This is a genomic window from Allorhizobium sp. DMC15 (genome assembly GCF_056314065.1).
On record NZ_JBQUZB010000002.1, the window covers coordinates 1,070,525 to 1,082,410 of the forward strand.

The 11,886-nt window shown below is 60.0% G+C and carries 8 protein-coding genes; 4 read left to right on the forward strand and 4 right to left on the reverse strand.

The features are described from left to right. Positions 1-76 precede the first annotated feature (76 nt). From ACT53S_RS13735 to ACT53S_RS13750, 4 genes are all read right to left on the reverse strand, one after another. Positions 77-1,459 (reverse strand): aminotransferase, encoded by a 1,383-nt coding sequence (locus tag ACT53S_RS13735; protein WP_476067391.1) that lies wholly within the window; start codon positions 1,457-1,459, stop codon positions 77-79. Between the two features lie 370 nt (positions 1,460-1,829). Continuing rightward, positions 1,830-2,522: a GntR family transcriptional regulator gene (locus ACT53S_RS13740; RefSeq protein WP_476067392.1), complete on the reverse strand. Its 693-nt coding sequence runs from the start codon at positions 2,520-2,522 to the stop codon at positions 1,830-1,832. Between the two features lie 121 nt (positions 2,523-2,643). Then, positions 2,644-4,086: an aldehyde dehydrogenase family protein gene (locus ACT53S_RS13745; RefSeq protein ID WP_476067393.1), complete on the reverse strand. Its 1,443-nt coding sequence runs from the start codon at positions 4,084-4,086 to the stop codon at positions 2,644-2,646. Between the two features lie 308 nt (positions 4,087-4,394). After that, positions 4,395-7,490 (reverse strand): alpha-mannosidase, encoded by a 3,096-nt coding sequence (locus ACT53S_RS13750; protein WP_476067394.1) that lies wholly within the window; start codon positions 7,488-7,490, stop codon positions 4,395-4,397. Between the two features lie 452 nt (positions 7,491-7,942). Here ACT53S_RS13750 and ACT53S_RS13755 point away from each other — a divergent pair, with 452 nt between their 5' ends. The 4 genes from ACT53S_RS13755 to ACT53S_RS13770 are packed head-to-tail and all read left to right on the forward strand — an operon-like array spanning position 7,943 to position 11,856. After that, on the forward strand, positions 7,943-9,103 hold the full coding sequence (locus tag ACT53S_RS13755; RefSeq protein WP_476067395.1) for an extracellular solute-binding protein: 1,161 nt from the start codon (positions 7,943-7,945) through the stop codon (positions 9,101-9,103). A 9-nt stretch (positions 9,104-9,112) separates the two neighbouring features. Continuing rightward, complete coding sequence (locus tag ACT53S_RS13760) at positions 9,113-9,973, forward strand: ABC transporter permease (RefSeq protein WP_476067396.1); 861 nt, start codon at positions 9,113-9,115, stop codon at positions 9,971-9,973. A gap of 1 nt (position 9,974) precedes the next feature. After that, positions 9,975-10,787, forward strand: coding sequence for an ABC transporter permease subunit (locus ACT53S_RS13765; RefSeq protein ID WP_142071047.1), 813 nt, complete (start codon positions 9,975-9,977; stop codon positions 10,785-10,787). 28 nt (positions 10,788-10,815) lie between these two features. Next, entirely contained in the window at positions 10,816-11,856 is a 1,041-nt protein-coding gene (locus ACT53S_RS13770; protein ID WP_476067397.1) for an ABC transporter ATP-binding protein, read from the forward strand. The last annotated feature ends 30 nt before the right edge of the window (positions 11,857-11,886 follow it).

Sequence of the window (11,886 nt, forward strand, 5' to 3'; positions counted from 1 at the left end):
TGTCGGCGGGATAGTCCCACTAACTGTCCCCTCGCGATCCATTGATCCCTTTGTATGATGGCGACGTAGCGAGCGCTTAGCCAATCAGGCCGCCGGATTTGGCATCGGCATAGGTCAGGTCGATCACCTTACTGGCGATCGCCACAAGTTCGTCGGCTTCGGCATGGCTCAGTGTGAAAGGCGGCGCGATCACCATCCGGTCGCCGACCGCCCGCATGACGAGGCCATTCGCAAAGGAATGCTCGCGCGCAATCATACCGATGCGGGCATCCTCGTCGAAGCCCTGACGCGACGACTTGTCCCTGGTAAACTGGAAGGCTCCGATCAGGCCTTCCATGACAGCCTCCCCGACAATCGGGTGCTCGACGAGCGTCTGCCACTTCTCCTTCAGATAAGGTCCGATATCGTCACGAACGCGGTCGACAAGTTTTTCGTCGCGCAGGATCTTTAACGTCGCGATGGCTGCCGCACAGGCGGCGGGATGACCAGAATAGGTATGGCCATGTGCGAACTCCCCGCCCTTTTCGATGAGAACCTGGGCCACCCGATCCGACACAGCAACTGCACCGAGCGGGATGTAACCGGACGTGATGCCCTTGGCCATGGTAAGGAAATCCGGCTCGGTTCCCATCAGTTCACAGCCGAACCACTGCCCGGTGCGTCCAAATCCGCAGATGACCTCGTCCGAAATCAATAGGATATCCCGTTCCTTCAGTCCGGCCGCCAGCACCGGCCAGTAGGTCTTCGGCGGGATGATGACGCCGCCAGCGCCCATGATCGGTTCACCGATCATCGCACCGACACGATCAACGCCGATGGCATCGATCAGTGACAGCGTCTGCTCTGCCACATGACGTCCGAACTCGTCCGGGCTCATTTCACCGCCATAACTCCACCAGTCCGGCGATGGGGCATGGTAGATACCCGGGATCGGGAGGCCGCCCTGCTTGTGCATGGAGCCAAAGCCCCCAAGGGACGCGGCGGCGACGGTGGAGCCATGATAGCCCCCGCGCCGCGATATGAAGACGCTCTTTTCCGGCTTGCCCATCAGCTCCCAATAGTAGCGGACGAGGCGGAATATGGTGTCGTTCGATTCCGATCCGGAGCCAGTGTAATGGAAATAGTTGAACTGGGGAGGCGTGATCTCACTCAGCAGGCCCGAGAGCTCCGCGACCGAAGGATGTGTCGTGTTGAAGAAGGTGTTGTAAAAGGTCAACTCTTCGAGCTGCCGGGAGATGGCGTCAATGATATCACGGCGCCCATGGCCGGCATTGACGCACCACAGACCGCTCATCCCGTCCAGAATACGATGGCCTTCGGAATCCTGCAGGTAAACCCCTGACGACTCGGTGATGACCCGTGCACCTCTGGCGTTCAGTTCACGGGCATTGGTGAAGGGATGCAGGTGATGGGCTGCGTCGAGGCGACGGATCGCTACCGTGGAATTCGAGAGGGACAAGGCAATCTCCTATTCTTGCGATGGAGGGGGAGAACGGAAAAGAGGCGACAAACGAGAGCAGCGCCGTCTACGCACCCGTAGCGCGCCTCAAGTGAAGCGGTCCGGCGCAAACCGCATCGGGCCGGGAGCTCAACCTGTGCCTCACAACCTTCGGGCCCCGGGCCACAGGCTCGACCGGCAGTCGCCTCAATCCTCGACATGACACCGTCACGAAACAGATCTTCGCACTCGACATCGCCGGCTCCAAATTTGATCAAATTATTTTTACGATCTGCGATCGCAATTTTCAAGCGGCCGGAAGTCAGCGAGTCAAAAAAAGAGCGCCCATTCGGCGCCCTCGGTGTTCAGTCGGGATAGGCCGTTGGCCCCGTCAAGGATCCGCAAAATCGGCATTCTGCAGAAGGAACGCAAATCCCTCGGAAATGTCTTTGTGCATCAACTCGGCTGCGGCCTTGCCGTCGCCGCGAGCCAGGGCCTCAACGATCTCTTCGTGATAATCAAGCTCGAGGATACCCGAGAGATTGCCTCCAAACCGTCCGCCGAACTGCCGGAGGAAAGGCCCGACCTGTAGCCAGATCGTCTCGATGAGGAAGAGCATGCTGTCGGAAGAGGCGGCGCGATAGATGCTGAACTTGAACTCGTAATTGTGAAGAAGGTAAGCGTCGATGTCCTGATCCCGGGCCGACTGCGTCAGGGCGGAAGCCTCTTTGCGAATGGCACGAAGATCGGCGGCCTTGATATGGCGCGCAGCAATCTCGGTCAGGGCGGGTTCACAGATCATGCGGCTCTGCACGAGATCGGAAAAACGCTCCCTTGTCATCGGCGGAAGCACGTGCGAACCGTTCGGCAATTGCTCGAGTGCGCGCAGCGCCTGAAGCTTGGTGAGAGCCGCACGAACGGGCATGTCGCTCGTGCCGAGCTCCTTTGCCAACTTGCGCGACGTCAGCTTCTGTCCCGACCTGATCTGTCCGGCCATTAGGGCCTTGTTCAGCCGCTGGTAGACCACTTCATGCAAAGGCGTGAGGTCGACTGTTCCAAGTCCGATAATCGCAGGTGGCTTCACCGCTTACTCCCGTCTCGATGCGTCTGCCGAGGACACGTCGAAGCCTTGCCGCCGGCAACGTAGATGTCCCCGATATCACCGAACGACGGGATAAGACAGAGACACCTTCGCTGCAACGACGTCAGGCCGCGTCGGGCCAGCCGCTGATCGCCTTGACCTCGAGATACTCCTCGATACCCCAGACGCCACCCTCACGTCCGATACCCGACTGTCCGAAACCACCGAACGGGGCACCGTAAGGCAGATCCGTTCCATTCAGCCGCACCATGCCTGCACGCAGTTTGCGGCTCACGCGACGGGCTTTTTCAGCATCGTTTGTCCAGAGGTAGGCAGCGAGGCCGTAGACACTGTCGTTGGCAATCGCGATCGCTTCTTCTTCCGTATCGAAGGGAAGAATGGTGAGGACCGGCCCGAAGATCTCTTCGCGCGCGACCGTCATGCCGTTATGCACGTCGGAAAAGACCGTCGGCCGGATGAAGTAGCCGCCATCGATCCCTGGTGGCAGATCGGGGCCGCCGGCAGCGAGCTTGGCGCCCTCCTCGATTCCGGCTTCGATCAGGCTCCGAATACGGCCGAACTGGCCGGCATTGACAACCGGACCCATTTCGATGCCGTCTCGCGCCGGGTCCCCGACGCGAACCTCGTTGGCAACCCGCGCCGCAGCCGCCACGGCGCGATCATAGACGTTGCGCTGGACCAGCATACGCGAAGGCGCATTGCAGGACTGACCGGAGTTACGGAACATGTGACGGGCGGTCGCTTCGGCTGCCACATCCACATCGCAGTCATCGAAAATGATGTCGGCACCCTTGCCGCCGAGTTCCAGACCGACACGCTTGACCGTTTCGGCAGCGGCCTTGCTGACGGCGACACCGGCTCGGGTGGACCCGGTCAGAGAAATCACCGCAACGTCCGGATGGCTCGAAAGCCGTTCGCCGACAGCCGCACCCGTGCCGTGGATAAGATTGAACACCCCGGCCGGGACACCCGCCTCATCGAGCACTTCCGCGAAGAGCGCGGCGGAAAACGGCGCGAATTCGGAGGGCTTCAACACCATGGTGCAACCAGCCGCCAAAGCGGCGCCGACCTTGAGCGTCACCTGGTTCATCGGCCAGTTCCAGGGAGTGATGAGCGCGGCGACCCCCTTTGCCTCAAGCACGATCCGGTTGGATTTGTCGCCAGGAAAAAGCGGGCGCTCCCAATGAACGTCGTCCATGGCCCGAATGAAGTCCTCGAGATGCCCCAGCCCCGAGCCCGCTTGGGGACCACGGGCCAGCGCCTTCGGCGCGCCCATCTCGATGGTGATTGCGTCTGCAATCTCGTCGTGGCGCCGGCGGTACACCTCCACGATCCGTTGCAGCACGGCCTTGCGCTCGGCCGGCGTCGTGGCACTCCAGCTGTCGAAGGCACGAGCGGCAGCCGCAACGGCACGATCCACGTCAGTCCGGTCGCCGAGCGCCAGCCTGCCACAGACAGTCCCGCTTGCAGGATTGATGATATCCATGGCGTCTGTGGAGTTCGGCTGGACCCAGCTGCCATCGATATAAAACTGAAGGGTGTTCATATGTGTCTTCCCGAATCTGAACGGCCTGACCGTCGCACTAGGCCTCGACCTGCAGCAGCAATGATCGGTCGCGCAACGCTCGACCAATCCTCGCAGCTCAACATCCGCATTATCGCCAAATCGAGCCGAACTTCCAGCCAAATTTGCGATCGCAAATCGCAATGTTTTGAATTTGACTTTCAGAACGCCACCGTCAGTTAGACGGACTTTCTAAGGAGGCCATCAACTCGATAGAAGGAGGTGGTAGAACCGGTCTTTACAACACCGGTCCTGCCACCCCGTCCAGCCGCCCCCTTCGGCAGCCGCCATCAACCGAAACGGAAGCTCGACAGCCCGAACGGACGTTCGATTGCGGGGCGCTCGGCTGCGATCGGATTTTCCATCGCATCGACAGCAACTGGAACTCCCGGCACATCGAGCCCGAAACGCCCGCGCCGCCCTGCAACTTCCGAAAGCCTAAGTATATAGTTCTCGCCGGCGTCGGCTGGTTTCAGCGCGTGGAAGCGGACCTGCTGGCCGGAGAACGCGACGGGGCGAATTTCGTAAGCCCCGTTCCCGCTCGCTGGCACAAAGCGCAGCGGATCCGCCACCAGATCCGCCTGAGCCTGCACGGCTTCGCTCCACCATCGTCCGTCATGGGCCATCAGCGCATAGGTAAAGCGGTGATGGCCCTCATCCGCAAGCATGTCGGGATAGGTTGGCCCGCGTATCAGGCTGATCGTCATCACGTTGTTGCGGGCAGAGAAGCCATACTTGTCCGCCGACAAGAGGACCGCCCCCCAATCCGTTTCCGACATCGATACGAAACGGTGGCCACTTCCCTCGAACTGCGCCCGCTGCCAGGTCGTATTGGCATGCGTTGGGCGACGGGTAACGCCGACAGCCTGGTCGTACACCGCTTCGTCCGCATGAACCGTGACCGGGAAGGCGGCTCGCAAGTAGGTGCGCCGGTCGTGCCAGTCGAGATCCGATACGATCTCCAGGCGCGGTGAATTTGACCAGAGGCGCAGGCGCTGGACGATCCGGCTCGCCGAATGGCTCCTGGTAATCGTGATTTCTGCAAGATGCGGCCCGCTGGCACTGATCGTCATGTCATCAAGCGACAGCCACTCCTCCTCCCCAAGTTCGAATCCCGGCTCGATATCCCATGCGTCGAAGTTGCGCGGCAGGTCGTTGCGGTAGAGCATGAGCCGGTTGCCGGGGCCCGCCATAAGCTCGCGGCCGGACCCTTTGTCCACATAGCTGTCGATGCGACCATAAGCGTCGAGCGCGATAGCAACGAACTCGTTTTCCAGTCGGTAGCGACCACCCTCCACGGCAGCTGTGGCTGTACGCTGGGAAGGCTCTGCGACGAAACCAAGAGAAAGCGGCGACAAGGACCGATCAACAGCGGTGACATATCCGTCAACCGTCGCCTGTGGGGCAAGCGATGCCGGGAGCAGGTCCGCGCTCGTGATCTGGAAGGCGGATTTGGCGGACCCGGAGAGGTTGGCAACGAGAAGGCCTTCGTCCGCCCCGCTATGCCGCGCTGCGATCGCCGACAATCGATCCGCGACCACCGCAGTCGCACGGGCGACCACAGCCTCAAGCTCCGGCTCAGTTTGCTCATAGACCTCGCGAATGGAGGAGCCGGGCAGGATGTCGTGAAACTGGTTCCTCAGCATCATCTGCCACTCGGCGGACAAATCCGGCATCGGTGTATCTCCACCATCGAGCCGATCGATGACGCTTGCAGCCTCGGCTGCCACGAGACCGTATTCGGCAAGCCTGTTGAGCTGCTTCGTGCGGCCCTGCGTGGTCAATGTGGCGCGGTGATATTCAAGGTACAATTCGCCTGCCCAGACCGGGACCGCGAGAGACTTGGCCTGCCCGGCCAGCATTTCGATATGTGGTTCGATGGCGGCATGCTCGATGTGGGGAATGGCCGGCATGGAATTGATGATCGGGATGCTCTCGATCTGATCCGGGTCCGGGCCGCCACCACCATCGCCCCATCCATAAGAGGCGATCACCGCATCTGTCATGTCCTTGGCAGAATGCTTGTCCCAGACCTCCTGAAGGGCGGCCGGCGTCATCAGCATGTTGTAGCCGTCATTGTCGTAGGCATCGAACGTGTGAACAAGGACACGCGAGCCGTCATTGCCCTGCCAATGAAAGAGGCTGTCGTCGAGCTTGTTTGTTTCGTTCCAGGAAACCTTGATCGTCACCATCTTGTCGACGCCGGCGTGAAGCATGATCTGCGGCATCGCAGCCGTAAAGCCGAAGGTGTCGGGAAGCCAAGCCACCTTGCTTTCGACCGAGAACTTGTCGCGGAAATAACGCCGTCCGTGAATAAACTGACGAAGGAAGGCCTCTGCGGACGGCATGTTGGTGTCGCATTCCACCCACATGCCGCCAATCACCTCCCATCGCCCTTCAGCGATGCGGGCACGGATCTGCTCGAAAAGCGCGGGATCTTCCTCTTCGATATGCCGATAATAGAGTGCGGAGGACTGCAGGAACCGAAAATCGGGATGCTTCTGCATCAGCGAGTTCACACTGGCGAAGGTGCGGTTGATCTTGCGCACCGTTTCAGGCTGCGGCCATAGCCAGGCGTAGTCGATATGCGCGTGCCCGGTGGCGAGAACCTTCCCTTGCTTGGGATAGGCGCGACGAAGGTCTTCGAGCATCGCATCCAGCTTGGCAGTCGCAGCCACCACGGTCGCGAGTGCCTCATCGCCGACGGGAGCCGGCGTGTCCGTCGGCTCGAAGCTCCTTTCCCAGATATCGAGTGTCCAGGTCCGCGTGGCAAGACGCGGGCCTACATCCTTGGTAACCGTCGGCAAACGCAAACCGGCGAGCGCGACCTCCCCCGCCTCGAACAACGCGCGCGCCAGCGCCTTGTCATGGACCGTATCCGCGGCATTGCGCAGAACCTCGATGCGGCGCCGCAGGGCGCGCACTTCGGGATGAAAATAGTGCACGGCGGCTTCACGCAATACCGGCTGGCGGTTCGGAACCCCAAAAAGGCCGCGCGCGACAGACTGCGCTTCGATGGTGAACGCAATACCGCGCGGCGCATCGAAGCGCTTGTGACGCTCGTTGCCGGCAAAACTGTCGATCACCCGTCCCGCGCTGTCTACCAGACGGATCAGCGTTTCTCCGCCGAAGTCGAGACGTAGCTCGACACCAGCCCCTTCTGGCAATGTGACCGGCGCATCGAGGAAAAAGCGATGCACCCCGAAACGGCCCGCCCAGGACGCACCGGGCGCTACAACCGAGGCTGCTCCGTCTGGAGAAAGTTCTCGGATCGGGCCTAACGGGCTGAGTGCGCGTGTCTCGAAAGCACCCAGCTCGTCGGCCCACACCTCCATATGGCGGGAAAGCTGCTCGAGGTTGCGCTGCCGGTCGCGATAGGATTTCATCAACATATCTCCATCGGCCGACATAGAGCCGGCATATTTAATCCCTTGCGATGATTAAACATGTTGCCCGCATTTCCGCAAGCTCACAGACAGGTAAATCACAGAGCATTCGGGCCCCCTTGCCCAATTTGGGCAGACCTTAAAATTTTGGAAAATAGTACTTTTATTTCAATAATTTGCCAGAAATACAACAGAACAAAAACAGCGCAACAAGCCCGCTCCCGCAGGTGCGAACTTGCGCGAAAAGCTGAAGCCAAGAGACACTGAAAACTCCCTCTCCGATGTATTCAAGCTGCGGCCATCCATCAGAGCCACGCTTGACAGTCCCAATATAATTCACAATAAGTATTTAAAAAAAGAGGGGAGCGAGCCACAAGATCGCATCCTATCGACTGTGGGAACAAGGTCATTGCGAGCCGACTTGCGAGGACCATGACAAATGGAGGACTTTCATGAATTCACCTATCCGCATGGATCGTCGCGACTTTCTCAGATTTTCCGCGGCGGGCATGGCCATCGCTGCCGCAGGCTTGAAGCCTTCGAGCTCCGAAGCCGCCGAAGGCACGCTGGACATCTTCTTCAATTCCGACACCAATATCATCGACTTCTGGACGAACGTCATCAAGCCCGGCTTCGAGGCTGCAAACAATGGGCTGACCCTGAACCTCGTTCCGGGCGGTGGCGGCTCGGGGGTCAATGCTCTGGCTGATCGCGCCATGGCTGCCTTCCAGGCCAAGAAGGACCCGCAAGTCGACATGCTCGAGGCCACATCGCCCTTCTATCCTGCAGGATCCATTGAAGCGGGCCTTTGGGTCAACTTTGAAACCGCCGGCCTTTCCAACTACGCCAAGGTGAACCCCGTCACCATGCAGTCGCCGTTCCTGCTGCCCTATCGTGGGTCGCAGGTCGTCCTGATGTATAACGCCGAGCAAGTGAAGGACGTCCCGACAACCTTCCCTGCCCTTGTCGAGTGGATCAAGGCCAATCCCGGCAAGTTTGCCTACTCCCGTCCCGATCTCGGGGATTCCGGCGCTTGCTTCGTGGAACGCGCCCTCCAGGAAGTCACCGGAAAGAAGCCTGAGCTTTTCCTCCCGGAAAACTACACCGACGACTATGCGAACCCGATGTTCGAAAAGCTCTGGCCGCTGCTTCAGGAGATCAAGCCGTCGCTGTTCAACGGAGGCGAATACACCTCCGGCAATACCGCCTCGATCCAGCTCCTCGCCTCCGGCGCTATCTCGATGACGGTCGCCTGGTCGGACATGGCGCTACAGGCGATGAGCCAGGGCGTGGTTCCGGAAACCACTGCGGTGGCCCAGCTGCAGGATCTGGCGTTTACCGGCGGCTTCTCCGGCGTCGTCGTGCCGAGTGTTGCCCTGAACAAGGACGCTGCGATCAAGCTCGCCGACTATATCATCTCGGCAGAAGTGCAGGAGAAGGTGGTGACGGATCTGGGTGGTTTCCCGTCGATCGGCTGGGAAAATCTCTCGAAGGAGCTTCAGGAGAAGTTCTCCAAGGTGGCGCCGAAATCCATCCCCGTCTTCCCCGGCACCTGGGAACCGAAGCTGTTCGAAGGTTGGTATCGCAACGTCGCCTCCGATATTGCTCGCTAAGGAGTGCTCATGGCCGGGACGAAAAAGACCGATGGCATCGACTGGCTGGGTTACGGCTTCATCGCCATTCCCGTCATGGCGATCGTTATCTTCCTATTCTATCCCGCCGCACTTGCCATCTTCGGGACGCTCTTTCACCAGCGTCCCGAAGGCGGCGTAGCGCTGGATTTCTCAAGCTACGTCTTCTTCTTCACCGACCCCTACTCTCTCACCAACCTGTTTCGCACCCTCTGGACGACGATTGCCGCTCTGGTCCTGATTATCGCGGTCAATCTGCCAATCGCCCTTTATATGCGCTTCACCAAGGGTTGGCTGGCGGCGTTGATCCAGGGCCTTGCGCTCTTTCCAATGTTCGTGCCGGGCATCATCATCTGCTATGCGCTCATCCGCTACCTCGGGCCGAATGGCTGGCTGCAGAGCCTGCTCGCCGCGGTCGGCATGACCCATTACGCGTCCCCGATCACAACGCCCTGGGGTCCGGTCATCGGGCTCATTTGGGACGGTATGCCGATGACGCTGCTGATCCTGATCTCGGGACTGTCCAGCATATCCGATGCCTCGATCGAGGCCGCAAAGGATGTCGGGGCCGGCAGGCTGCGCCTTTTCCGGTCGATCATTCTGCCGCAGATCAGTCATTCGATCCTGATCGTCTCGGCCCTTAATTTCCTTGGCTTCTTTGGCCAGGTCCTGATGCCCTTCATGCTCGGACCAACCAATCCGGAAATGATGGGACCCTTCATGCTGCGCACCTTTGTCTCCGTGCGCGATCCCCTGCAGGCAGCGACCCAGGCGACGATCACCTTCCTGATCTGCTCGCTCGCGGGGCTCATCTACATACGCTCGCTCGCTGCACGCAAAGAGGAGCGCTGACATGTTCACGACCCGGCGTAACGATGTCTTCGGCCCGCTGATCCTCATTTTCCTCGTCTTCTTCATCGTTCTACCGGTGGCGACCGTTTTCCTCTGGGCATTTGCGGAACAGTGGTTCTACCCCTCGGTCTTGCCGACGCGCTGGGGCTTTCGCTTCTGGGAACAACTCGTGTCGCGCCCCGAGGTCTGGCAGGCATTCGTGACATCGATCAAGCTGTCGACCACGGTCACCGTGCTTTCAGCTGTGGTCTGCCTTCCCGCGGCCTATGCATTCGCGCGCATGGACTTCCCTGGAAAGTCTGCGTTCATGATGTCTTTTCTGATGGCCAATGCCTTTCCGCGCTTTGCGTTGATTGTATCGATCGCCGTGCTGTTCCTGACCCTTGATCTCGTCGGGACATTCCAGGGCGTCGTCATCATCCAGTTTCTGAACACGCTGCTGCTGATGATCTGGCTGCCAAGCGCCGCATTCCGTGCCATACCGCGTGAGACGGAAGAAGCAGCACGCGACGTCGGCGCGTCCCCGCTTCGCGTCTTCTGGCACATCACCCTGCCTCAGGCTTTCCCCACCATCGCCGCCGCCCTGCTGATGACCTTCGTCTGGACCTTCTATGAGACAGAAGGCGCCTGGCTGGTCGGCGCGCCCCGCATCCGCACCATGCCCCTGTTGATGATGTCTATGATCAACAATCAGCTCGTGGTGCAATACGGTGCGGTGCTCTCGGTTATGCTCTGGGTTCCCTCACTGATCGCCATCGTGCTGGCCAGACGCGTGATCGGTGGCGACGCTTTCGCCAAAGGTCTCGGCGGCTAGTTTCTGTTCATTCTTGTAAGGCTCATCCATGTCCACGCTTGATCTCATCGACGTCACGAAGACTTACAGCATCGTGACCGCCATCGAGCCTCTCTCGCTCAAGATCGGTGATGGTGAACTGGTCTGCCTGCTCGGGCCGTCCGGCTCCGGCAAGTCGACGCTGCTGAGGATCATCGGCGGCTTCGAGACGCCAACCTCCGGCAAGGTCCTGATCGACGGTGTGGACGTTGCATTCGATCCGCCGGAGAAACGGCCCACGGCCATGGTGTTTCAGAGCCATGCCTTGTGGCAGCATATGACGGTTTTCGAGAACATTGCATTTGGGCTAAAGCTGCGAGGGTTCAGCAAGACGGAAATCAGCCGTAAAGTGGAGGCCGGCCTCGCGCTCGTCGGGCTTCAGGACTATGCCAAGCGACGGCCCAGCCAGCTTTCGGGCGGGCAGCGCCAACGCGTGGCCATAGCACGCTGCGTCGTTCTGGAGCCAAAGATCCTCTTGATGGACGAACCCTTCGCAAGCCTTGATCAGCATCTTCGCGATCGACTGCGCGAAGAAGTCCGACAGATCCAGAAAACCCTCGGCATCACAACCGTTTTCGTCACCCACGGACAGGACGAAGCACTCTCCGTCGCCGACAGGATTGTGGTCATGAGCATGGGACGCATCGAACAGGTTGGAACGCCCGGTGACATCTACGCCACACCAGCGACCCCCTTCGTCGCCAGCTTCATCGGCGACATGAACATGATTGACGTGACCGTGGCGAACGGCGGTATCGACATCGGGGGCATCACTCTACCTGCAACACTCCCGGACGGGCCAGCGACCTTGGCTGTACGACCGGAGGACATTGTTCTCGGTGCCGGCAATATGACACCCAAAGCGGACGTCCTGCGCATCGTGAACTACGGCTCCTTCATCAAGATCACGGCAGCGCTTAACGGTGTTCAGTGGAAAGTGCAGGCTCCGAAGACGGCGTCGATCACCGAGGGCGCCGCACTTCCGATGTCCATTGTCCGCTACCAGATCTTCCGGGATGATCGGATCGCTTATCGTTCAGATGAAGCCTGAAGGCCACGCCGCCACCAAACGCAGCTCCGC